Here is a 23427-nt window from a genome sequence, read left to right as displayed (position 1 = left end):
GACGCCCCGCTGGGGCGACGCGGACTCGAGGGGGCGTCGACGACGGAAGGGGGCCTCGACGACGGAAGGGGGTCTCGACGACGGAAGCGGGAAGGGGGCCTCGACGACGGAAGGGGGCCTCGACGACGGAAGGGGGAAGGGGGCCTCGGGGCGGGAGAGGGTGTCGAGCGGACTCAGGCAGCCTCCGCCTGCTGCTTCGCGACGAGGGTGAGCACGTCGTAGGTGGCGACGATCTCATCACGCTGGTTCTTCAGCACCGAGTCCCAGCGCACCTCGCCGTACTCGTCGGTCTCGCGCGGGGTGATCTGCTTCGCGGTGAGCTCGACACGGATCTCGTCGCCGGGGGAGACGGGCGTCACGAAGCGCAGGTTCTCCAGCCCGGAGTTCGCGAGCACGGGGCCGGGTGCCGGATCGACGAAGAGCCCCGCCGCCCACGACACGAGCAGGTACCCGTGGGCGACACGACCGGGGAAGAACGGGTTCGCCGCCGCCGAGGTCTCGTCCATGTGCGCGTAGAAGGTGTCGCCCGTGAAAGCGGCGAACGTCTCGATGTCGTCGAGGGTCACGGTGCGGGAACCGCTCACGACCTGGTCCCCGATGCTGAGCTCGGCCAGGGACTTGCGGAACGGGTGGATACCGCCGCTCTCCTGGTACGGACGCGCGTCCGCCCCCTGGTGCCACACCCCGGTCAGGGCCGTCATCATGGTGGGAGAGCCCTGCACGGCGGTGCGCTGCATGTGATGGAGGACGGCGCGGATGCCCCCGAGCTCCTCGCCGCCGCCGGCCCGCCCCGGCCCTCCGTGGACGAGGTTCGGGAGCGGGGAGCCATGACCCGTCGAGCTTCGGGCGTCATCGCGGTCGAGGAACAGGACACGACCGTTGTAGGCGGCCATTCCGGTGGTCAGGGCGACAGCGACCTCGGGGTCGTGCGTCGCCACACTCGTCACCAGCGATCCGCCACCGCGGGCGACCAGAGCACTCGCTTCGTCGAGGGTGCGATAGCCGAGGATGCTCGAGACCGGGCCGAACGCTTCGATCTCGTTGACCGCCGCGCTCTCGGGATCGGCGAAGCGGAGCAGCATCGGCGCGACGAATGCGCCGTCCGGAGCTGGTCCCTCACTGCCGTCGTCGTGACGGACGTTCGGTGCGTCGGTCGATCCGACCACCAGCTCGCCGCCGCCCTCCTGCAGGCGCGACACCTGGCGCAGCACCTCGTCGCGCTGGGCGGTCGAGGCGAGCGGTCCCATCGTGACCCCCTCGGCGCGCGGGTCGCCGAGGACGACGCGCTCCGAAAGGCGGGCCTGCACGGCGCGGATGACGTCGTCGACAGCTTCGGCCGGCACGATCGCGCGTCGGATCGCGGTGCACTTCTGCCCGGCCTTCGTGGTCATCTCGGCCACGAGCTGTCGGACGTAGGCCTCGAACTCGGGGGTCCCGGAGACCGCGTCCGTCCCCAGGATCGAGGCGTTGATCGAGTCGGTCTCGCTCGTGAAGCGCACGCCGCCGGTCTGCACCGCATCGTGGGCGCGCAGCCGTTCGGCGGTCGATGCGGACCCGGTGAAGGCCACGAGGTCTCCCAGCCGGAGCGCCTCGAAGAGTCCGGGGACGCCGCCGGAGACGAGTTGCAGCGAGCCCTCGGGCAGGAGCTCCGATTCGACCATGATCCGCACCATGGCCTCTGCCAGATACCCGGTCGGGGTGGCCGGCTTCACCACCGTCGGCACGCCCGCGAGGAAGGCGGGGGCGAACTTCTCCAGCGCCCCCCAGACCGGGAAGTTGAACGCGTTGATCTGTACCGCGACACCGGGGAGTCGGGTGTAGATGTGCCGACCGAGGAAGGAGCCGTCCTTGGAGAGGTTCTCGATGCCGCCGTCGACATAGACCTTCGCGTTCGGGAGCTCCCGGCGTCCCTTGCTGGAGTACGCGAACAACACCCCGATCCCGCCGTCGATGTCGACCCACGAGTCCTGGCGGGTGGCGCCGGTGCGGCTCGAGATCTCGTACAGCTCCTCCTTGCGCGCGGTGAGGGCGAGGGCGAGCTGCTTGAGGAGCACGGCGCGCTGATGGAACGTGAGCTCACCGAGCGAGGCCTGTCCTGCCCGGCGGGCATAGGTGAGCGCGCCCTCGAGGTCGATGCCCTCCGTCGAGACGCGGGCGACGACCCGGCCGGTCGATGCATCGCGCACCTCGGCCGCGTCGGTATCGGTGCCGGGCGTCCACCAGGCTCCCTGCAGATAGCTGGGGAGGATCTCCGTCATGTCTGTTCCCTTCATCAGGCGTCCCATTCGTAGAAGCCGCGTCCACTCTTGCGGCCCAGGTGTCCTTCGGCGACGAGGCGTCGCAGCAGAGTCGGTGGCTCGAAGCGCTCGCCGAGGTGGGCGGCGAGGTACTCGGCGATGCCGAGTCGGACATCGAGCCCGACGATGTCGGTCAGGCGCAGCGGACCGACCGGATGCTTGTAGCCCAGAGTCATCGCGGCATCGATGTCCTCGGCGGAGGCGACCCCCTCTTCCAGCATCCGGATCGCCTCGAGTCCGATCGCGACGCCGAGTCTCGACGACGCGAAGCCGGGGGCATCGGTCACCACGATCGGGGTCTTGTCGAGGGCGTGAATCCAGCCGCGGGCGGAGTCCACCCGCGTGGGGGCGGTCGCCGCGCCGCGGACGATCTCGACCAGCGTCGAGGCCGGCACCGGATTGAAGAAGTGCATGCCGAGGAAGCGCTCGGGGCGGTCCAATGTCGCCGCGAGCTCGTCGATCGAGATCGACGAGGTGTTGGAGGCGAGTGCGGCCTCGGGGCTGATCGCGGCCTCGACGCGGGTGAGCGCGTCGATCTTGAGGGCGAGATCCTCGGGCACGGCTTCCACGACGAGGTCGCAGGGAGCGAACAGCGCGGTGTCCGTCCCGGTCTCGAAGCGTGCCCGGTAGGCATCGCTGGCCTCGTGCGCCGTGCCGCGGGAGATCGATGCATCCACGGACGCGAGCACGCGCGCGGCGGCGGCGTCGGCGGCGATCTCATCGCGCTCGATCACGGTGACCCGGGAGCCCGCGAGGAGGAACGCGTGGGCGATGCCGGCGCCCATGCGCCCACCGCCGAGCACTCCGACATGGGCGGGAGCGCTGCTGCTGCTCTGGGTCATCGGTCTCTCCGTTCCAGGAAGTCGGTCATCCGTCGGAACTTCTCCGGGCTCTCGAAGAGCTCGGCCTGCGCTTCCAGGTCGACGGCGGGGTGGCGGTCGCGGGGAGCGCGGAACACGCGCTTGGTCGCGATGGTCGCCGCAGGATCGTTGCGGCCGATCCGATCGGCGATCGCCTCGGCCGCGGTCAGCAGGTCGGCGCTCTCGTGGATCGCCGAGACGAGGCCGATGCGCAGGGCCTCCTCCGCCTTCACGGTGCGTCCGGTGAGGAGCAGCTCGATGGCCCTGGCCTCGCCGACGATCTCCTTCAACCGCCAGCTCGCGCCGGCCGCGGCGATGATGCCGAGACCCGTCTCCGGGTTGCCGATCGCGAGGGCGGGCGTCGCGATCCGGATGTCCGCGGCATAGGCGAGTTCGGCGCCGCCGCCCAGGGCGTAACCGTCGATCGCCGCGATGACCGGCATCGGCAGCTCGGCGATGCGCACGAAGGCGTTCGCGTTGATGCCGCGCAGCGCGTCGGCGGCCCGGCGCTCGCGCAGCTGGGCGATGTCGGCACCTGCGGCGAAGACGCCGTCGGCTCCGGTGAGGATCAGGGTCCGCGGCGTCTCCTCGAGCTCGGCGCAGAGGAGGTGCAGCGCATCGATGGTCGCCTGGTCGATCGCGTTCCGTTTATGCGGCCGATGCAGCGTGGCGATCACGCGGTCGGGGCGGCGTTCGATGAGCACGGGCGTCTCCGGGTTGATCTCGGCGTGCATCAGACCTTCTCCAGGATCACGGCAGCGCCCTGGCCGACGCCGACGCACATCGTCGCGAGTCCGTGCACAGAACCTTCGCGCTCCATGCGACCGAGCAGCGTGAGGAGCAGCCGTGAGCCGGACGAACCGAGCGGATGGCCGAGCGCGATGGCGCCCCCGTCGGCGTTGACCCGTTCCTCATCGAGGCCGAGCCGGCGGATGCACGCGACCGACTGCGTCGCGAACGCCTCATTGAGCTCGATCGAGCCGATGTCGTCGATCGACAGGCCGGCGCGGTGCAGCGCTTTCTGCGTCGCCGGGACCGGGCCCAGGCCCATGACCTCGGGGGCGAGGCCGGCGCTCGTGCCGACGACGATCCGGGCGCGCGGCACGAGGCCGTAGCGTTCGACCGCGGCGGCGCTCGCCACCACCACCGCTGAGGCGCCGTCGTTGAGCGCACTCGAGTTGCCGGCGGTCACGACCGTGCCTCCGGCGACGACGGGACGCAGCCGCGCGAGTGCGTCGAGGGTGGTCTCGGGGCGCGGGCCTTCGTCGACCAGCACCTCTGCGGTGCCGACCGGGACGCCGACGATCTCGGGGGCGAAGCGGCCCGCGGCGATCGCCGCGATGGCGCGCTGCTGGGAGCGCAGAGCGAAGGCATCCGCCTCGTCGCGGGTGATCCCGTCGACGCGGGCGACCTCTTCCGCGGTCTCGGGCATCGTGAAGGTCGCCTTGTCCCGAGCCTGGAGCCGGGGGTTCGGGAAGCGCCAGCCGATCGAGGTGTCGAAGGCGGCCCCGGGCTTGGCCCATGCCTTCTCCGGCTTGGCCTGCACCCAGGGTGCTCGCGTCATGGATTCGACGCCGCCCGCGACGATGATGTCGGCGTCACCGGCACGGATCGCCTGCGCGGCCATCGTGACGGCGGACATCCCCGAGGCGCACAGCCGGTTCACCGTGATGCCGGGGACCGTGTCGGGGAGTCCGGCGAGCAGCACCGCCATCCGCGCGACGTTGCGGTTGTCCTCACCGGCCTGGTTCGCCGCACCGAGGATCACCTCGTCGATCTCGATCGAGGTGGCGTCGATGCCCGCCCGACGCACGGCTTCCGCGACGACGATCGCAGCGAGGTCGTCGGGGCGGACGGAAGCGAGGGAGCCTCCGTATCGGCCGACGGGGGTGCGTGCACCTCCGACGAGGAATGCCTCGGTCATGCGGATCTCCTGACTGCGTCGTCTCGGTGCTGGCCGTGCCATACGATCGGCCAGTGAATTACTGACCGATCGTATGGTAATTATGGCACAGGCGCGGAGTCCGCCGCGATGCCGGCGGGCCGATCCGTGGTCAGACCGACAGATCGATGCCCTTGGTCTCCTTCACCAAGGACACCCCGATGAGCGAGATCACGGATGCCACGGCGATGTAGACGCCGATCGTCCATGCCGCCTGGAACTGGTTCAACAGGGCCTCGGCGATCATCGGCGCGAACGCCCCGCCGAGGATGGCGCCGAGCGCGTACCCGATCGAGACGCCCGAGTACCGCACGTTCGCCGGGAACATCTCGGCGTACAGCGCCGCCTGCGGGCCGTAGGAGAGGCCGAGCGCGAACGTCATCACGAAGAGCGCCACGAAGTACCAGAGGATGTTCGCGGTGTCGATCAGGAACCACATCGGGACCGCCCACAGAGCGAGCGCCACGTAGCCGATCTGGAAGGTGCGGATGCGACCGAGCCGATCGGAGAGGTGTCCGCCCCACAGGGTGAAGATGAGCCAGCCGAACGAGGCGAGTGTCGTCGCCAGCAGCACCGGAGGGCGGTCCATGCCGAGCGCCGTGACCGCGTAGGTGGCGAAGAACGCGATCAGCAGGTAGCCGGCGGCATTGTTCGCGATGAAGATGACGGCGGTCAGGATGACCTGCTTGGTGTTCTGGCGGAACAGGCGGCCGAGCGGCGCGGAGGCCTCCTTGCGGCGACGCACCAGGTCTTCGAAGATCGGGCTCTCATCGACCGCGCGGCGGATGACGTACCCGACTCCGATCAGCACGATCGACAGCAGGAACGGGATGCGCCAGCCCCACTCGAGGAACGCCTCGGGGGACATCGAGCTCGTGAGCACCCACAGCGTGAAGGTCGCGAGGATCATGCCGACCGGCACGCCGATCTGCGGGAAGGCGCCGAACAGCCCGCGACGCCCGCGCGGAGCGTGCTCGACGGCCATCAGGGCCGCGCCACCCCACTCGCCGCCCGCGGAGAAGCCCTGCAGGATGCGGAGCAGGATCAGCAGGATCGGTGCAGCGACGCCGATCGCCGCGTAGGTGGGGAGGACGCCGATCAGCGAGGTCGACAGTCCCATCATGATGAGGGTGAAGACGAGCATCTTCTTGCGGCCGAGCTTGTCACCGAGATGCCCCGCGACGATGGCGCCCAGGGGGCGGAAGAGGAAGGAGATGCCGATCGTGGCGAACGAGAGCACCTGTGCGAAGCCGGGGCTGGACTCCGCGATGGGGGCGAGGAAGAGGGGAGCGAGCACCAGCCCCGCGGCCTGCGCGTAGATGAAGAAGTCGTACCACTCGATCGACGTCCCGACGAGGGTGCCGGCGAGTACTCGCCGTTCTTCGGCGGGCATCCTGCTCTTCTGAGTGGGACCGGAAACTGCTGTCGTCATGCGAACTCCGTTGTTCTGCGATTCGGGTTCGACGGCCGGGTGCCGTCGAGCATTCATGACCGAATGGTCGGTCAGTTAATCGCCGAGCGTATCGCATCAGAGCCGCCGCCGTGTAGGGGAAGCGGTATTCGGGTCAGATCCTCCCGTAGGCGCGCAGCGGATGCTCGATGAGCTCGGTCACGCGGCGCAGGAACCCTGCGGCGTATCCGCCATCGCACACGCGGTGGTCGAACACGAGCGACAGCTGCGCGATGCGCCGGACGACGATCGCACCCTCCACGACCCACGGGCGCTCGATGATCCGGCCGATGCCGAGGATCGCGACGTCCGGGTGGTTGATGATCGCGGCCGAGCCGTCGACGCCGAGGCCGCCGTAGTTGTTGAGGGTGAAGGTCGAACCGCGCAGGCGCTCCGGCGGCATCGATCCGGCTCGCGCTGTGGCGGCGAGCTCTCGCAGAGCGGTGTCGAGCTGATCCACGGTCAGCGCGTGCGCCCGCGGGAGGACGGGCACCAGCAGGCCGCGCTCGGTGTCCGCCGCGATGCCGAGGTTCACGCCGTCGAACGAGATCACCTCCTCGCCGCTCTCGCTGAGCCGCGATGCCAGCACGGGGAAGTCTTCGAGCGCGAGCAGGACGAAGCGCGCGAGCAGGGCCGTCACCGACGGGGCTCTGCCTCCCTCCGGCGCCATCCGTGCACGGAGGTCCCACAGCTCCGTCGCATCGACATCGACCCAGACGGTCGCCTCGGGAATCTCGGACCGGCTGCGGGTGAGCGTGGCGCTGACGGCTCGACGAAGGGGCGACATCCGCTCGCGCGACACCACGCCCAGTCCGTCGACGGTCTCGTCGCTCCCGGTGGTCACGCGGTGATGTGCCGCGGCGCCGTCCACGGCGTTCTCGACCGCGGCCTGCAGCACGTCGGCGCGGGTGATCGCCCCGTCCGGACCGGTCGCGGTGATCGAGTGCACGTCGAGTCCCAGATCCCGGGCGAGTCGACGCACGAGCGGTGACCGGACCGCGACCGGGCGACGGTCGCGCGCAGACCCCGGCGTCGTGCGCTCGGGGGCGGGGGGAGCGGGCGGAGTGGGCGTGGCCGCGGCGGATGGACGGCGCCGCCCCTTCGCAGCGGGGGCCGTGGTGCCATAGCCGATCAGGACGTTGCCCGAGCCGGCGCGCTCCTCCTCCCGGTACGCCTCGTGCTCGCTCTCCGGCGGGGTGGTCTCCTGTTCCTCGGGGGCGGAGACGTCGCCGGCGTGCGGGGCGGCTGTCGGGTCGACGACCTCGAGCACCGGGGCGCCGACGTCGATCGTTTCGCCGACCGTGCCGTGCAGTGCGGTCACGACACCGGCGAACGGGGACGGCAACTCGACGACGCTCTTGGCCGTCTCCACCTCGGCGATGGGCTGGTCGGTGACGATCGTGTCGCCGACCGCGACGAGCCATTGCACGAGGCCCGCCTCGGTCAGTCCCTCGCCCAGGTCGGGCAGGCGGAACACGTGAGTGGCCTGCGCGGACGTCGTCGGGGTGCTCATGCCTCGTCCTCCCAGTGCAGCGTGTCGATCGCATCGAGCACGCGGTCAACGTCGGGCAGATACCAGTGCTCGAACTTCGGCGGCGCATAGGGGGTGTCGAAGCCGGTGACCCTGCGCACGGGGGCGGCGAGATACTCGAAGCAGCGCTCGAACACGCGCGCCTGGATCTCGGATGCGACGCTCACATAGCCCGGGGCTTCGGCGATGACCACGGCGCGGCCCGTCGACTTCACGGCCGCGGTGACGGTCGCGTCGTCGAAGGGGGAGAGCGAGCGGACGTCGACGACCTGCACACTGCGTCCTTCCGTGGCGGCGACGTCGGCGACCTCGAGCGCGAGGGGAACGGAGGAGCCGTAGGCGAGGAGTGTCACGTCCGTCCCGGCCCGGGCGACACGGGCGGTGCCGAGCTGGGTGGTCTGCGTGGTGTCGACCTCGCCCTTGGCCCAGTAGAGCTTCTTCGGTTCCAGGAAGATCACGGGGTCGGGCGAGGAGATGGCCGCGCGCAGCAACGAGTACGCGTCCTGCGGCGTCGAGGGACTGACGACCGTAAGGCCGGGGGTGTGCGCGTAGTACGCCTCGGAGGAGTCGCAGTGGTGCTCGACACCGCCGATGCCGCCGCCGAACGGAATGCGGATCACCAGCGGCATCCGCAGGCCACCGCGCGTGCGGTTCCCGAGCTTGGCGACGTGGCTGACGATCTGCTCGAACGCGGGGAGCGCGAACGCGTCGAACTGCAACTCGACGACGGGGCGCAGGCCGTTCATCGCCATGCCGACGGCGGTTCCCACGATGCCGGATTCGGCGAGCGGGGTGTCGAAGCAGCGATCCTCGCCGTAGCGGGCCGTGAGGCCGTCGGTGATGCGGAAGACACCGCCGAGCGCTCCCACGTCCTCGCCGAAGACCACCACGTCCGGATCGGACTCGATCGCATCGGCGAGAGCGCGGTTGAGGGCGGCAGCCATCGTCATGGTGGTCGTCGTCCCGACGTCGCTGTGCGTCGTGGTGTCGTCCTGCGCGATGGTCATCGGTGGCCTCCGTTCGTGGCGGTGCCCGCGTCGGCGAGCCGTGAGCGTTCGATCTCGTCGCGCAGCAGGTGCCACTGCTCGTCCAACTGCGGCGATCGGGTCGCGGTCACGTGGCGGAACAGGTCTTCGGGGTCGAGCTCGGCGTCGGTGTTCAGAGCGGCGCGCATGGCGGTCGCGATCTCCTCGGCGCCGGCGGCGAAGCGCTCCTCGGCGTCCGCGTCGAGAGCGCCCGTGGCGGTGAGGTGCGCGCGCAAGCGGGTGAGGGGATCGCGGGCGACCCAGGCCTGGACCTCGGCCCGCTCGCGGTAGCGGGTGTCGTCGTCGGCATTGGTGTGCGCCTGCATCCGGTACGTGTGGGCCTCGACCAGCGAGGGCCCTCCGCCGGTGCGGGCTCGCTCCACGGCCTCGCCGAGCACGGCCAGCACCGCGGCGACGTCGTTTCCGTCGACCCGCTGACCGGGCATCCCGTAGCCGATCGCCTTGTGCGCGAGGGAGGGGGCGGCGGTCTGCCGGGAGAGCGGGACGGAGATGGCGAACTCGTTGTTCTGCACGAAGAACACGACGGGGACGTGGAACACGGCCGCGAAGTTCATGGCTTCGTGGAAGTCGCCCTCGCTCGTGGCCCCGTCGCCGCAGAGGGCGAGCACCACGGTGTCCTCTCCCCGATGCTTCGCGGCCTGCGCGAAGCCGACCGCGTGCAGCAGCTGGGTCGCCAACGGGGTCGCCTGAGGGGCGACGCGGTGGGCGCTGACGTCGTACCCCGAGTGCCAGTCGCCCTTGAGGAGCACGAGCGCGTCAGCGGGTTCGACTCCGCGGGCGATGACGGCGACCGAATCGCGGTACGTCGGGAACAGCCAGTCCTCGGCTCCGAGGACCATCGCGGCTCCGACCTGGCACGCTTCCTGGCCTTGGGAAGAGGGGTAGACGGCGAGACGCCCCTGGCGCACGAGCGCGCCGGCCTGATCGTTGATCCGTCGTCCCTCGACGAGTCCGCGGTAGGCGGCCAGAAGGGTCTCGCCGTCGGGGAGCGGGTAGGGCGCGTCCGCGATGGGGGTGCCGTTCTCGTCGATCAGTTGCACCGCGGTGTCTCGCGGGAGCAGGTCGGTGTGCAGCATGCGTTCGCCCTCCTTGCCGAACTCGTTGGAGACAGCATGCCTCCGCGTGCGACAGTCATCCAAGATCATTCGCCGAATCCTGGATGAAAGCGCATCGAATAGGGCATTCTTGAACGAAGTGTCAGGATTCTCCCGCCGGCGGAAGGGGTCACATGATCGCGTTGGACGACACGGATCGAGCGATCCTCGAGGAACTGCGCCGCGATGCGCGCTCCTCGATGACGGCGATCGCGGACGCCGTGCACATCTCGCGCGCCGGCGCGCACGCGCGGATCAAACGGCTCACCGACGCGGGGGTGATCATCGGGTACTCGGTGCGCACCGATCCCGTCCTCCTCGGGCACCATGCGAGTGCGTACGTCACGCTCGCCATCGAGCAGGCCACCTGGCAGGCGGTGAGTGAGCGGCTGCGCGCGATCCCTGAGATCGAGCACATGGCGTTGGTCGGCGGCGACTTCGACGTGATCCTGCTCGTTCGGGCCAACGATGCCCGCGATCTGCGTCGCATCGTGCTGGAGGACATCCAGGCGATCCCGTCGATCCGTTCGACCAGGACCACACTGATCTTCGAGGACTACCCGCGGGCCTGAGCGTCTCACGCATGTCCGTGCCGCCCGGGTCCGGCCCGCCCGGGTCCGGCCCGCCCGGTCCGCCCCGCCCCGCCCGGTCCGCCCCGCTCGAAATGAAGGAGAACTCACGTTTCGAAGGACTGAATCCCGTGGATGCTCCTTCAAAGCGTGAGTTTTCCTTCAGGGTGTGAGTCCTCCTTCAAGGCGTGAGTTTTCCTTCAGGGTGTGAGTCCTCCTTCAAGACGTGAGTTTTCCTTCAGGGTGTGAGTCCTCCTTCAAGACGTGAGTTTTCCTTCAGGGTGTGAGTCCTCCTTCAAGACGTGAGTTTTCCTTCAGGGTGTGAGTCCTCCTTCAAGACGTGAGTTTTCCTTCAGGGTGTGAGTCCTCCTTCAAGACGTGAGTTTTCCTTCAGGGTGTGAGTCCTCCTTCGAGGCGTGAGTTTTCCTTCAGGGTGTGAGTTTTCCTTCAGGGTGTGAGTGCTCCTTCAGGGCGTGGGTTCTCCTTCGTGCGGGACAGGCGCGGGGCAGGCGCGGGGGCACGGCATCCTTCGCACTCGGACATCTGCGGCGCGCTCCGCGACAAGTGCCGGGAGGAACGCCGGTCGAGAATGAGAGGACGACCAGCTTCTCGACCGTCGCTGGCCCGCGTCACGCTCGAAGGAGAGTCCCCGATGTCCGATTCCGCCGCTTCCGCAGCCGCTGCGCTGCTCGACCGCATCCAGGCGCCGGAAGGCGCAGGCCGGGAGATCCCGGACGCCGCGACCCGGGAGGTCATCGGTCGTGCACCTGTCGCCACGGTCGACGACCTCGACGCAGCGATCGCCCGTGCGAAGGCGGCCCAGCCGGCGTGGGAGGCCCTCGGGCACGAGGAGCGCAGCGCGCTGCTCCTCGCCGCGGCCGACGCCATCGACGCGAATGCCGAGGGACTGGCGTACCTGCTCTCGCGCGAGCAGGGGAAGCCGCTGAACGGCCCGAACGCCCGCTTCGAGCTCGGAGCCTGCTCCGCCTGGCTGCGCACGAACGCCACGACGACGATCGAGCCGCAGATCCTGGTCGACGACGAGACGCTGCATGCCGAGCTCGTCTACAAGGCAGCCGGCGTCGTCGGTGCCATCGGCCCGTGGAACTGGCCGCTCATGATCACGGTCTGGCAGATCGGGCCCTCCCTGCGGATGGGCAACACCGTCGTCGCGAAGCCGAGCGAGTACACGCCGTTGAGCGTGCTCGCGATGATCGCGGTGATCAACGACGTGCTGCCCGCGGATGTCCTGATCGGCGTCTCCGGCGACCGTGAGGTCGGCGCCCGGCTCGCCTCGCACCCCGACATCGCCAAGATCATGTTCACCGGCTCGACCGCGACCGGGCGTCGCATCATCGAGAGTTCCGCCGGCAACCTGGCGCGCCTGACGCTCGAGCTCGGTGGCAACGACGCCGGCATCGTGCTCCCGGGCACCGACCCGGCAGCGATCGCGGAAGACCTCTTCTGGGGCGCGTTCATCAACACCGGGCAGACCTGCGCCGCGATGAAGCGCCTGTACGTGCACGACTCGGTCTACGACGAGGTCGTCGCCGCGCTCTCCGCCATCGCCGGATCGGTGCCGATGGGGAACGGGCTCGACGAGAACAACGTCCTGGGTCCGCTGCAGAACCGCGCCCAGTTCGACATCGTCAGCCGCTTGGTCGACGATGCGAAGAGCCGCGGCGCCCGCATCGTCACCGGTGGCGAGTCCGCCCCTGAGCTGGGTGAGCTCTTCTACCGGCCCACCATCGTCGCCGACATCGACAATGACGCGGCACTGGTGCAGGAGGAGCAGTTCGGTCCCGCGCTCCCGGTGATCCGCTACACCGACGTGGACGAGGCCTTCACCTGGGCGAATGCCCTGGACGCGGGGCTCGGCGCCTCCGTCTGGTCGAGCGACCCCGAGGCGGCACGGGAGGCGGCCTCGCGGATGCAGTCCGGCACGGTGTGGATCAACTCCCACGGCGGGCTGCACCCGATGGTGCCGTTTGGTGGAGTGAAGAGCTCGGGCTACGGGCTGGAGTTCGGGGTCGAGGGACTCAAGTCCGTCGCCGTGACCCAGGTCGTGTCGGGACCCGGCCGGAAGGGCTGACCCGTGCGCTCTGCCATCGTCGTCGGAGCAGGAACCTCGGGATCGATCGTCGCGCGTCGCCTCGTGGATGCCGGTGTCGCGGTGACCCTGGTCGAGGCCGGCGGATACGACACCAACCCGGCCATCCACGACCCCTCCCGGGCGGGCGAGCTCTGGCATTCCGCGGAGGACTGGGACTACTTCACCGTGCCGCAGGAGCACGCGGGCGGCCGTCGGTTGCACCTGCCTCGCGGCAAGGTCACCGGGGGATCGCACGCGTTGAACGCGATGATTTGGGTGCGTGGCGCGGCGTCCGACTACGACGCCTGGGAACGCGGAGGTGCGACCGGGTGGAGCTGGGCCGACGTCGAGCCCGTCTACGACGCGATCGAGAACGATCTGCTCCCGGTGACCGACGACTACGCGCTCTCGCCGATCCAGGCCTCGATCATCGATGCTGCGGTGCAGGAGGGGCTTCCGCGCAATCCGGACTACAACAGCGGCACGCTCGACGGGGTCTCGCAAGAGCAGGTGACCATGCACGACGGTCGCCGGGTGAACACCTGGACGGCCTACGCGCAGCCCATCGCCGACCGGCTGACGATCCTCACCGGACGCGAGGTGCACTCGGTGATCATCCGGGACGGAAAGGCGGTCGGCGTGCAGCTGGGGGAGGGGGAGGCGTCCGAGGAGGTCCTCGCCGACGAGGTGATCCTCGCAGCCGGCGCGATCGGCTCGCCCGTGATCCTGCTCCGTTCGGGAATCGGCCCCGCGGCCGACCTCACCGCGCTCGGCATTCCGGTCGTGCAGGACTCGCCCGGGGTCGGGCAGAACCTCCACGACCATCTGCTCTCACCGGTGATCTTCACGACGGGGCGTCCGGTCGGGCCTCCGCAGGCCGGGGTGTCGGTCACGCAGAGCCACCTCTTTTGGCGCAGCCGCGACGACCTCGCGGAGCCCGACACCCAGCCGATCCACTTCTCCGTTCCCATGTGGGGGGAACTCGAGCCGCGCGGCGACGACGGGTTCACCCTGATGGCCGGGCTGGTGACGCCGCACAGCCGCGGAGCCCTCCGCCTGTCCGGCCCGGGGCTCGCCGACCTTCCGGAGATCGACCTGGCGGCGCTCGAAGACGATCGCGATGTGGCCTCCCTCGCCGCGTCCGTGCGGCAGGCGCGTCGGATCGGAGCACGCCCGGCACTCGCCGAGGACTGGGGTGCGGTCGAGGCCTATCCCGGGCCCGAGGTGTCGGACTCCGGCGTCGAGGACTGGGTGCGACGCACCGCCATCACCTACCACCACCAGGTCGGCACGTGCCGCATGGGGACGGACCCGGAGGCTGTCGTCGATCCCCGGTTGCGCGTCCACGGTGTCGCGGGGCTGCGGGTGATCGATGCCTCGGTGATGCCGACCGTGCCCACCGGCAACACGAACGCCCCCGCCGCGATGATCGGCGAACGCGGCGCCCAGTTCTTCCTGGAGGGCTGAGTGTGATGTCGAGACCCCCGCTCGTCGTCGAGACCCCCGGTTGCGGTCGCCTGCAGCGCGGGGTGTCGACGATGAGCGGGGGCGTCGACCGCTCAGCTCGGGCGTGGAGGGGAAGGGCGGCGGAGCGTCGACAGCAGGGCGTCGAGTCCGTCGTTCAGCCGGCCGTCACCCGCCGAATCCGGCATCAGCACCGAGATCATCTGCCAGCCCGCGTTGCGCGAGGCGATCTCGTTGACCGCGGTCTCGATGTCGACGTCGTCGGCGAGCTCGCCGTCGTCCCGCGCCTCGACCAGGCACTGGCGGAACAGATCGCGCCAGTGCAGGTTGTTCACCCGGTGGATGCGGGTGACCTCGTCATCCTGCGACGCGTGGTCCCAGAAGGCGATCACCACCTTGGCGTACAGCGGTCCGTTCGGGCTGTAGGGGAGGATCTCGCGGCAGATCCGTTCGAGTGCCTCCAGCCCGCGCACGCCTTCGATGCGGGCGTGGATGCGGTCGTTCGCGAGCGTGTACAGGCGCAGGAATGCGGCGGTGAGGATGCTTCTCTTGTCGGGGAAGTATCGCGCGATCGCGCCGTGGGCGTAGCCCGCTTCCGTGGCGATCTCCCGCATCGTGAGGCTGTCGAACCCCACCCGGATGATCACCTGCGTCGCAGCGTCCGCGATGTGCGTGCGCCGCTCCTCATGGTCGACGATCTTCGGCATGCTGTTTCCCCCTCACCTCTCAAAATATCTGTTTGCTGTTTTTAGTCACCATCTGGTGACTAATGTAACCCGATCGTAATCAATCAAAAGCAAGGCACGAGTACGATCTTTAAAATCACCAACTGGTGACTAACTCGCAGAGGAGTTCTCATGAACGTCACACGTCTCGCACGTCGGGCATCCGGAGTCGCCGTGGCGGCCGGCGTGCTCGCCCTCGCCGCCTGCACGTCTGCACCCGCCTCCTCGCCATCGGGTGGCGGCGGTGAGCTGACGACGCTCACAGTGGCGACGATCGGCCTCGTCTCCGACGGCGCCCTGATCGTCGGTCAGGAGCAGGGGTTCTTCGAGGAGGAGGGGATCGCGCTCGAGACCTCGGTCGTGGCGAACCCGCCCGCCGGCCTCGCTGCAGCCCAGAGCGGACAGGTCGACGTGGCGTACGCGCCGAGCATCCCGCTGCTCAACGCCCTCTCCAGCGGCGTCCCGTTGAAGGTCATCGCCCCGGCCGACGGTTTCGTGGGCGGGGCCGCGGAGGGGGAGGACCCCGCCTCGATGGATGACACCGGACTGTATGCGTCCGCCGCGAGCGGCATCACCTCGGTCGCCGATCTGGAAGGGGCGACCATCGCGGTGCCCGCGCGCAAGGCGCAGCTCGAGGTCGTCATCTCCGACACGCTCGACCGGGAAGGCGTCGACCCCGCCTCCGTGGAGTGGGTCGTCCTGGACTTCACCTCCGCCGTGGCCGCGCTCCAGAGCGGCAACGTCGATGCAGCGGGTCTCGTCAGCCCGTTCACGGGCGAGGCGGACGCCGCCGGTGCCGTCTTCCTCGCCGCGCCGTCGGTCGGATTCTTCGAAGAAGGCGCCGTCGGGCTCTGGACGGCCGGCGACAGCACGATCGCCGCGAAGGCGGATGCGATCGCCGGGTTCCAGCGTGCCGTGGCGAAGAGCAACGCCTACGCGAACGAGCACCCGGAGGAAGCCATCCAGGCCGGCATCGATGCCACCGGCTCGACCCTGAGCGTCGACGACGTGAAGCTGCCCTTCTGGCCCGCGGAGGTCGCTCCGATTGACCTCGACCGGGTCAACGAGAAGCTCGTCGCCCTCGGGTACCTGCCTGCACCGGTCGACCTCGAGGGCGTCATCGTCGGAGTCGAGTGACCACCATGATCCGTTCCACGCTCCTTCCTCCGCTGATCGGGGCCGTCGGCGTTGTCTCGGCGCTGGCGCTCTGGGAGTGGTCGGCGACGACGGGGCCGCTCGCCGGGTCACCGCTCCCGGCGGCGACCGAGGCGATCGGCGAGGCTGTGCGCCTGCTCGGGACCCCGGCCACCTGGACGGCCGTCGGCGACACGCTGACGATGGCGTTGACCGGGCTCCTACTCGCCATCGTCATCGGCGTCGTGCTCGGGGTGGCCATCGGCACCTCACCGCTGGCGATGCACGCGACCCGCGTGCCGCTGGAGTTCCTCAAGCCCATCCCGCCGATCGTCATCCTGCCGATCGTGGTCCTCGTGCTCGGCCCCACACAGGCCATGGGGATCTTCCTGGTGTTCTTCGGCTGCTTCATCGCGATCGCCGTCCAGTCCTCCGCCGGCGTCTTCGACACGGACCCGGTCGCACGGGCGACGGGGCGGTCGTACGGCATGGGGCGCGCCGCGATCCTGGGGCGCATCGTGCTCCCCAGCGCACTGCCCTACATCGGAACCGCGATCCGCGTCGCCGCGCCGACCTCGCTCGTCGTGGCCGTCGTCGCCGGACTCCTCGGTGGCGGGCCCGGGCTCGGACAGAGCCTGCTGCTCTCTCAGATCTCCGGCAACCAGGCCCAGCTCTTCGCCTACGTGCTCATCCTGGGCACCCTGGGACTCCTCGTCCAGGGACTCAGTCAATGGGGCGAGCGGCGACTGCTGCACTGGCATCCGCAATACCGGAAGCAGGTCCTCTGATGACGCTCACCACCTCGATCCAGACCCCTGCACGTCTCGCGCGCCGTCGCGGGCAGGGCGCGCTTCCCCGCGGCGTCCTCGTCGGCGCCGAGATCGCGGTCCCGGTGCTGCTGCTGGCGCTGTGGTGGTTCGTCTCCGCCGCTTCCACCAACGCCTTCTTCCCGCCGCTCCAGGTGATCCTGCAGCGGCTGTGGCAGCTCGTGCAGACGCCCGCCTTCCTGGTGGACGTCGCCTCGTCGGCCGGGAATCTCGTGGTCTCCTTCCTGCTGGCGACCGTGATCGGCGTGCTGCTCGGCCTGGTGCTCGGACTGATCCGTCCGCTGAGCTGGTTGGTCGAGCCGACCATCCACTTCTTCCGTGCGATCCCGCCGGTGGCGCTCGTGCCGATCTTCGTATCGCTCATCGGGTTCGGCAACGAGACCCGGATCCTGTCGATCACCCTCGCCGCCGTCTTCCCCATCCTCATCTCGACGATCGACGGTGTGCGCGCCGGCGAGCCGACGCTCGGGATGGTGAGTCGCGTCTACCGACTGAGTGGACCGGAGCGGCTGTTCTCCGTGGTGCTGCCCTCTGCGGGCCCGCGCATCCTCTCCGGGATGCAGGTCAGTCTCATCACCGCGTTCGTGGTCATGATCGCCAGCGAGATGCTCGGGTCCTCCACCGGACTCGGTGCCGCGACCCTGCTCGCCCAGCAGTCCTTCGCGATCCCCGACATGTGGGCGGGCATCCTCGTCCTCGGGGTCATCGGCTACGCGGCCACCGCCGTGTTCACCCTCTTCCGGCGCCGCGTGCTGCGCTGGTACATCGCCTCCCAGCAACAGGAGAAGAACGCATGACCACCATCGAACAGGCCCCCGTCCGGCTCAGTGTGCGCGGGCTCGCGAAGTCCTATCCGACGAAGAACGGTCTCGTCCCCGTGATCGCCGACCTCACCTTCGATGTGCGCGTGGGCGAGGTGTGCTGCATCGTCGGGCCGTCCGGCATCGGCAAGACCACGTTGCTGAAGTGTCTCACCGGGTTGCAGAGCATCACGGCGGGCAGCGCGGCGATCGACGGGAACGTCATCGAGGGCCCGCCCGAGGAGATGGCGCTCGTGTTCCAGGAGTACACCCGGTCGCTGATGCCCTGGCTCACCGTCGAGAAGAACGTGCGGTTGCCGCTCAAGCACCTGCACCTGCCGGCCGCGGAACGCGAGGAGCGGGTCGCCTCCGCGCTCACCGCGGTCGGGCTCTCCGGGGCCGAGTCCAAGTTCCCGTGGCAGTTGTCCGGTGGCATGCAGCAGCGCGTCGCGATCGCGCGTGCCATCGCCTATCGGCCCGAGGTGCTCGTGATGGATGAGCCGTTCGCCTCGGTCGATGCGCAGACGCGGTTCGAGCTGGAGGACCTCTGCCTGCGCATCCGCGAGCAGTTCGGGATGACGATCGTGGTCGTCACACACGACATCGACGAGGCCGTCTACCTGTCGGACCGGGTCGCGGTGCTGGGGGAGCGCCCGGCGAAGGTGACCGAGATCGTCGAGATCGACTTCGGGGCCCCGCGCGACCAGCTGACGACGCGGGCGCTTCCGGCGTTCGCGGAGCTGCGCACGCAGATCTTCGGCCTGATCCGGAAGGCGGGCTAGATGTCGATGCCGACGGATGCGCGCGGCTATGAGAGCTTCGCGGGGCACGCGGCGGAATTCACCTCCGAGTCCGAGCCCTGGTGGCCGGAGCCGCAGCGGCCCGGGCCGAAGGCGCCCAACGTGATCGTGATGCTGATCGACGACCTCGGGTTCAGCGACCTCGGGCCGTTCGGGAGTGAGATCGAGACACCGCGCATCGACGGTCTCGCCGACGAGGGGTGGGTGTTCACGAACTACCGCACCGCGCCGATGTGCTCGCCGGCCCGGGCGGCACTGCTCACCGGGCTGAACCCGCATCGGGCCGGCTTCGGCTTCGTCGCGCACATCGACCCCGGCTATCCGGGATTCAGCTGCGAGCTCCCGGAGGACGCGCCGACACTGGCGGAGTCGCTGCGCGCCGGAGGGTACGCGACCTTCATGGTCGGGAAGTGGCACCTCACGCTCGAATCGCGCCTGCACGACGGTGCCGACCGGAGCACGTGGCCGCTGCAGCGCGGATTCGACCGGTATTTCGGGAGCATGGACGGCTTCACGTCGCTGCACCATCCGCATCGGCTGGTGCAGGACAACTCCGTCGTCGACCTCCGCGAGTACCCCGAGGGCTTCTTCCTCACGGACGAGTTGACCGACCGCGCCATCGGCATGATCGACGACCTGCGGGTGAACGATCCGGACAAGCCCTTCTTCCTGTACTACGCGCACACCTCCGTGCACGGGCCCATCCAGGCGAAGGACGCCGACATCGAGAAGTACCGCGGCCGCTACGAGGCCGGGTGGAACGCCCTGCGGGCCGAGCGGTTCGCCCGCCAGCGTGCGCGCGGCATCGTCCCGGATCACGCGGAGCTCCCCGGGGAGGCGATCGCCGACGGCGACCGGATCCCCGCGTGGGACGACCTCTCGGTCGAGGAGAGACGGTTGTTCGCCCGACACATGGAGGTGTACGCCGCGGCCGTGGACGAGATCGACCAGAGTGTGGGGCGACTGCTCGATCGACTCGACCGCAGCGGCGAGCGCGAGAACACCATCGTCGTGCTCGCCAGCGACAACGGAGGGACGGCCGAGGGGGGACCGACCGGAACCCGGAGCTACTTCGCCCAGTTCGGCGCGAACGGTGCGATGCCCGAGGGGTGGATCACCGACGTGCCGCGTCCACTGGAGGACCTCGGTGGTCCGCGCGTGTTCGGCCAGTACCCGACCGGATGGGCGCGGGTGTCCAACACGCCGTTCCGCTCGTTCAAGGCCACGACGTACGAGGGCGGCGTCCACGCCCCGCTGATCATCTCGTGGCCGGACGCCCCGATGGCGGGCGGTCTGCGCGACCAGTTCGTGTTCGTCTCGGACCTCGCACCGACGATCCTGGAACTGTGCGGCGTGCCGTCCCTGGACCAGCGGCGCGGCCGACCGGCACTCGAGATGGACGGCGGGAGCGTCGTCGACGTGCTCGCCCACCCCACCGCGCCGGGCCGGGAGGCTCAGTACTTCGAGTGCGTGGGACGACGGGCCCTCGTCGACGGGACGTGGAAGGCCCTCTCGACCGTGCCCCCGACGAAGGACGAGGGCCCCGCGGGCGGCGTCTGGGAACTCTACGACCTCGCGTCCGACCCGACCGAGACCGAGGACGTCTCCGCCGATCACCCCGAACGCGTCGCGGCGATGGCGGCACGCTGGCACGCGGAAGCCTGGCGCAACACCGTGTTCCCCCTCGATGACGACGGCGTGCTGTTCCGCCTGCGCCCCGACACCGAGGAACCGCTCTCCGCGGCGATAGACCTGGTGCCCTTCCGTCCTCCTCTGGAGCGCTTCCGTTCGGCGAAGCTCACGGTCCTCCGCTCCTTCGCGGTCGAGGTCGACCTCACGACCGAGGCCGACGCGGCAGGCGTGATCGTGGCCCACGGCGATCAGGGCGGCGGTTACCTGCTCGCCCTGGACCACGGGGCGCCTCTCATCGCCTACAACGCCTACGGCGCGATGCACCGTGCCCGCGGAGCGCAGCTGTCTCCGGGGGAGCACCGGATCGTGCTGCGCGTCGACGAGCACCCCGGACTGCGCTGGAGCCTGACGGTCGAGGTGGACGGCGACCGCGCGGCGGTGATCGACAGCGTGCCCATGCTCATCGGAATGTCACCGTTCACGGGCATCAGCGTGGGGTACGACTTCGGTGGCCCGGTCGATTGGGAGCTGCACGAGCAGCATCGCTCGTTCCCGTTCCGGGGCGGCGAGCTGCACCGCGTGCGCTACGTGCCCGGTGAGCGCTCGCCGCACGATCCGACCGTGCTGCGCGCCGTCGGACAGGCGGTTCTGGCGGTCGCCGACTGATCCGGTGAGCGGCTGAGGTCGGTGTCTGAGGGGTCGCCGACATCAGCCGCTCGCCCTGTCGATCCGTTGCGGTCAGACCGGGCTGTTCGCGCCCAGAGCGATCGCCACGAGAGCGAGGGCGACGACGCCGAACCCCGTGCCGAAAACCGTCAGGACGAGGAGCAGCCCGCCGCCCGGAGGGAGACCCGCTGCGGCGCCCGTCAACACGGCGGTGACCCGCCGTTGGCGGCGACGTGCGGCGAACCAGAGCAGGCATGCGGTCCCCAGCCCGATCGCGCCGGGAGCGAGCCCCCAGGTCCCGGCGCCGGCGGGGAGGACCAACGGCAGGATCCGCAGGGAGATCAGGGACCCGACGGCGATCGCGAGGGCCGTGCGGCGCCAGGCGAGCTCCGTGCGTTCGGGCTGCAACCCGGGATCGTACAGGCGGTCGGGCTCCGCGGCCGGACGTCTTCTCATGACCGGGGCTCTGTCAGCGCCACAGGATGCCGGCCAGCACGAGCAGTCCGACCAGGACGACGACCACGGCGAGGGCCACGGCGGAGAAAGCGCCCGGAAGTGGCCGCGACTGGCGCAGCGCCCGCTCCGCCCGCATCCACTCCCACCAGGCGAGCGGTGCGACCGCGGTCCCCGCGATCATGAGCAGCAGCGACGCGGCGAGCCGGAAACCGGGATGGAGGTCGAGGCCGAGGACCTCGAGCGCCACGCCACCGGCGATCAGGGCGAGTCCGGTCCGCGTCCACGCCAGGAACGTCCGTTCGTTGGCGAGCGAGAAGCGCGGATCGGGCTCCTCGCCGAGGGAGTAGACGGATGCCGGGAAACGCTTCATCGCCTCATCGTATCCGCGCGGCACCGCTCAGTCGCCGTGGACTCGACGGCCGGCGAACCAGGTCGACACGACCTCGGTGTGCACGATCTCGTCCGCCGGGCCGGCGATGGCGTCACGGGCGAGCACGACGAAGTCCGCGGACTTCCCGGGCGTCAGCGACCCGGTCTCGGCGTCGAGGCCCATCGCCGCGGCGGCGTTGATCGTGAAGACCTCCAGTGCCTCCTCGGCGGTGATGGCCTGTTCGGGCCATAAGGCGCCGGGGGCGCGCCCGAGCGGGTCCGCTCGCGTCACGAGACCCTGCAGGCCCTCCAGCGTGTTCGGCGACTCGCTCACGGGCCAGTCCGAACCGCCGGCGACCCGGGCACCCGCGTCGATCAGCGCCCGGTTCGGCTGGGAGTGCTCCGCGCGTTCGCCGAGCACCTCGGCCAAAGCCTGGGGGATGACGCCCGGATACCAGATGAACGGAGAGATGTCGGCCGAGACGTCGAGGGCCTCCAGTCGGGGGATGTCCGACTCCGCCAGGAACTGACCGTGCGCGATCTGAACAGGGGTGGTGAAGCCCTCGCGGCGCACCCGCTCCGTGGCGTCGAGCACGAGGCGCGCGGAGCCGTCCCCCGTGCAGTGCACCTTCGCCCCCAGGCCGCGCCGCGACACGGAGCGCAGCCACCCGGTGAGCTCGTCGAGGGTCATGGTGGTCTCGCCGTGGAAGTGCGCGCCGTGCGCGGCGTCGGCCAGATACGGCTCGAGGAACGACGCCGTGCGTGCCGGGGGGACTCCGTCGAGGAAGATCTTCACGAAGTCGGGACGGTGGTGCGCGGTGCGGAACTCCTCGCCGCGGTCGAGCAGCGGTTCGCCGATCGGGTCGAAGCCGAAGATCTCGTCGTTGATCAGCAGCGAGGACACGACCCAGGCGTCGAGCTCGTCGGCCCGGTCGAGGTCGGCCAGCGCGCCGAGGATCTCGACCGACACCCCCGCGTCTTGGAAGGCCGTGACGCCGAACGAGTTGAGGATCTCGATTCCGCGGCGTGATGCGGCGGCGTGCTGCGCAGGAGTGAGTCCGCCGCTGTGGTCGTAGGCCTCTTGCACGGGGATGCCCGCCGCTTCGAGGAGCACACCGGTCGGCGTGCCGTCATCCGGATCGAGAAGGGCGGTCCCGGACGGGGGGAGCCGGTCGGCGGTGATCCCGGCGAGCTCCAGTGCCCGGCTGTTCGCCCACCGGTTGTGACGCGAGTCCTCCATCAGCATGACGGGACGCCCGCCGCCCGCCTCGTCCAGGCGGAGTCGGCTCGCGGTGTCCGCGAGCGCGGGCAGCAGGGTGGTGGCCACGGCGCCACCCACGATCCATGCGTCCTCGGGGAGCTCGGCGGCCTTCTCCCGGACCCGGTCGAGGATCTCGTCCAGCGTCAGCGCGGGAGCCAGCGACAGCTCGAACAGCTCGGTCCGCCCCGCGAGGGCGTGGTGGTTGTGCACATCGACGAAACCGGGGTACACCGCTGCGTCGCCGACCTCGAGCGACTGCGTCCGGCGTCCGCGGAACGATTCGATGTCGGACCGGGATCCGACCGCGAGGATCCGCCCGTCGCGCACGGCGAAGGCCTCGACGATCGGGTTCGTCCGGTCCGCGGTGCGGATCACGGTGCCGGTGACGATGAGGTCGGCGACGTCGGTCATG

20 protein-coding genes are annotated in these 23427 nt (G+C 69.8%); 8 read left to right on the top strand and 12 right to left on the bottom strand.

Annotation, left to right across the window (positions count from 1 at the left end; genetic code table 11):
* Positions 1–173: 173 nt before the first annotated feature.
* From paaZ to pdhA, 8 genes are all read right to left on the bottom strand, one after another.
* Positions 174–2258, bottom strand: coding sequence for a phenylacetic acid degradation bifunctional protein PaaZ (gene paaZ, locus ACLF6J_RS05925; protein WP_134353224.1), 2085 nt, complete (start codon positions 2256–2258; stop codon positions 174–176).
* 14 nt (positions 2259–2272) lie between these two features.
* Positions 2273–3139, bottom strand: coding sequence for a 3-hydroxyacyl-CoA dehydrogenase family protein (locus ACLF6J_RS05920; RefSeq protein ID WP_134353225.1), 867 nt, complete (start codon positions 3137–3139; stop codon positions 2273–2275).
* Entirely contained in the window at positions 3136–3891 is a 756-nt protein-coding gene (locus ACLF6J_RS05915) for an enoyl-CoA hydratase/isomerase family protein (protein ID WP_208526520.1), read from the bottom strand. The genes ACLF6J_RS05920 and ACLF6J_RS05915 overlap by 4 nt, the downstream gene beginning before the upstream one ends.
* The gene (locus ACLF6J_RS05910; protein ID WP_134353226.1) at positions 3891–5081 is read right to left on the bottom strand and encodes an acetyl-CoA C-acyltransferase; all 1191 of its coding nucleotides are present in this window, start codon (positions 5079–5081) and stop codon (positions 3891–3893) included. The genes ACLF6J_RS05915 and ACLF6J_RS05910 overlap by 1 nt, the downstream gene beginning before the upstream one ends.
* Positions 5082–5211: 130 nt before the next feature.
* Positions 5212–6531: an MFS transporter gene (locus tag ACLF6J_RS05905; RefSeq protein WP_047521704.1), complete on the bottom strand. Its 1320-nt coding sequence runs from the start codon at positions 6529–6531 to the stop codon at positions 5212–5214.
* A 133-nt stretch (positions 6532–6664) separates the two neighbouring features.
* A complete protein-coding gene (locus ACLF6J_RS05900) occupies positions 6665–8062 on the bottom strand; it encodes a dihydrolipoamide acetyltransferase family protein (RefSeq protein ID WP_134353227.1) in 1398 nt (465 codons plus the stop codon).
* Positions 8059–9087 carry an alpha-ketoacid dehydrogenase subunit beta gene (locus tag ACLF6J_RS05895; protein WP_134353228.1) on the bottom strand — a complete coding sequence of 343 codons (1029 nt, stop codon included), beginning with the start codon at positions 9085–9087 and terminating at the stop codon, positions 8059–8061. The genes ACLF6J_RS05900 and ACLF6J_RS05895 overlap by 4 nt, the downstream gene beginning before the upstream one ends.
* Positions 9084–10202 (bottom strand): pyruvate dehydrogenase (acetyl-transferring) E1 component subunit alpha, encoded by a 1119-nt coding sequence (gene pdhA / locus ACLF6J_RS05890; RefSeq protein ID WP_134353229.1) that lies wholly within the window; start codon positions 10200–10202, stop codon positions 9084–9086. Before pdhA ends, ACLF6J_RS05895 begins: the two co-directional genes overlap by 4 nt.
* A gap of 152 nt (positions 10203–10354) precedes the next feature.
* Between pdhA and ACLF6J_RS05885 the strand changes: the two genes are divergently transcribed.
* From ACLF6J_RS05885 to ACLF6J_RS05875, 3 genes are all read left to right on the top strand, one after another.
* Positions 10355–10792 (top strand): Lrp/AsnC family transcriptional regulator, encoded by a 438-nt coding sequence (locus tag ACLF6J_RS05885; RefSeq protein WP_194239192.1) that lies wholly within the window; start codon positions 10355–10357, stop codon positions 10790–10792.
* Positions 10793–11441: 649 nt separating this feature from the next.
* The gene (locus ACLF6J_RS05880) at positions 11442–12881 is read left to right on the top strand and encodes an aldehyde dehydrogenase family protein (RefSeq protein ID WP_244093615.1); all 1440 of its coding nucleotides are present in this window, start codon (positions 11442–11444) and stop codon (positions 12879–12881) included.
* A 3-nt stretch (positions 12882–12884) separates the two neighbouring features.
* A complete protein-coding gene (locus ACLF6J_RS05875; RefSeq protein ID WP_134353230.1) occupies positions 12885–14348 on the top strand; it encodes a GMC family oxidoreductase in 1464 nt (487 codons plus the stop codon).
* A gap of 92 nt (positions 14349–14440) precedes the next feature.
* Here ACLF6J_RS05875 and ACLF6J_RS05870 read toward each other — a convergent pair whose 3' ends face one another.
* Positions 14441–15052, bottom strand: a complete 612-nt coding sequence (locus ACLF6J_RS05870) for a TetR/AcrR family transcriptional regulator (RefSeq protein WP_047521698.1) — start codon at positions 15050–15052, stop codon at positions 14441–14443.
* 150 nt (positions 15053–15202) lie between these two features.
* Here ACLF6J_RS05870 and ACLF6J_RS05865 point away from each other — a divergent pair, with 150 nt between their 5' ends.
* Genes ACLF6J_RS05865 through ACLF6J_RS05845 form a run of 5 tightly spaced genes read left to right on the top strand, consistent with a single transcriptional unit; the run spans position 15203 to position 20929 of the window.
* Positions 15203–16207 carry an ABC transporter substrate-binding protein gene (locus ACLF6J_RS05865; RefSeq protein ID WP_134353231.1) on the top strand — a complete coding sequence of 335 codons (1005 nt, stop codon included), beginning with the start codon at positions 15203–15205 and terminating at the stop codon, positions 16205–16207.
* 5 nt (positions 16208–16212) lie between these two features.
* Complete coding sequence (locus ACLF6J_RS05860; protein WP_208526521.1) at positions 16213–16992, top strand: ABC transporter permease; 780 nt, start codon at positions 16213–16215, stop codon at positions 16990–16992.
* Complete coding sequence (locus ACLF6J_RS05855; protein WP_134353232.1) at positions 16992–17828, top strand: ABC transporter permease; 837 nt, start codon at positions 16992–16994, stop codon at positions 17826–17828. Before ACLF6J_RS05860 ends, ACLF6J_RS05855 begins: the two co-directional genes overlap by 1 nt.
* Complete coding sequence (locus ACLF6J_RS05850) at positions 17825–18613, top strand: ABC transporter ATP-binding protein (RefSeq protein ID WP_134353233.1); 789 nt, start codon at positions 17825–17827, stop codon at positions 18611–18613. The genes ACLF6J_RS05855 and ACLF6J_RS05850 overlap by 4 nt, the downstream gene beginning before the upstream one ends.
* On the top strand, positions 18614–20929 hold the full coding sequence (locus tag ACLF6J_RS05845; RefSeq protein WP_134353234.1) for an arylsulfatase: 2316 nt from the start codon (positions 18614–18616) through the stop codon (positions 20927–20929).
* 72 nt (positions 20930–21001) lie between these two features.
* On the opposite strand, the gene ACLF6J_RS05840 is transcribed toward ACLF6J_RS05845, so the two are convergent.
* From ACLF6J_RS05840 to ACLF6J_RS05830, 3 genes are read right to left on the bottom strand one after another with little or no spacing between them, the layout of a single operon-like run.
* Positions 21002–21385 (bottom strand): DUF202 domain-containing protein, encoded by a 384-nt coding sequence (locus tag ACLF6J_RS05840; protein ID WP_166804707.1) that lies wholly within the window; start codon positions 21383–21385, stop codon positions 21002–21004.
* A 13-nt stretch (positions 21386–21398) separates the two neighbouring features.
* Complete coding sequence (locus tag ACLF6J_RS05835) at positions 21399–21755, bottom strand: YidH family protein (RefSeq protein WP_134353235.1); 357 nt, start codon at positions 21753–21755, stop codon at positions 21399–21401.
* A 27-nt stretch (positions 21756–21782) separates the two neighbouring features.
* Entirely contained in the window at positions 21783–23426 is a 1644-nt protein-coding gene (locus tag ACLF6J_RS05830; protein ID WP_134353236.1) for an amidohydrolase, read from the bottom strand.
* Position 23427: the final 1 nt, after the last annotated feature.

The organism is Microbacterium sp. IO18, from assembly GCF_049099505.1.
Lineage (GTDB): Bacteria > Actinomycetota > Actinomycetes > Actinomycetales > Microbacteriaceae > Microbacterium > Microbacterium aurugineum.
The sequence above is the reverse complement of the archived record's forward strand: the minus strand, read 5'-3'. Positions and strand labels throughout refer to the sequence as shown.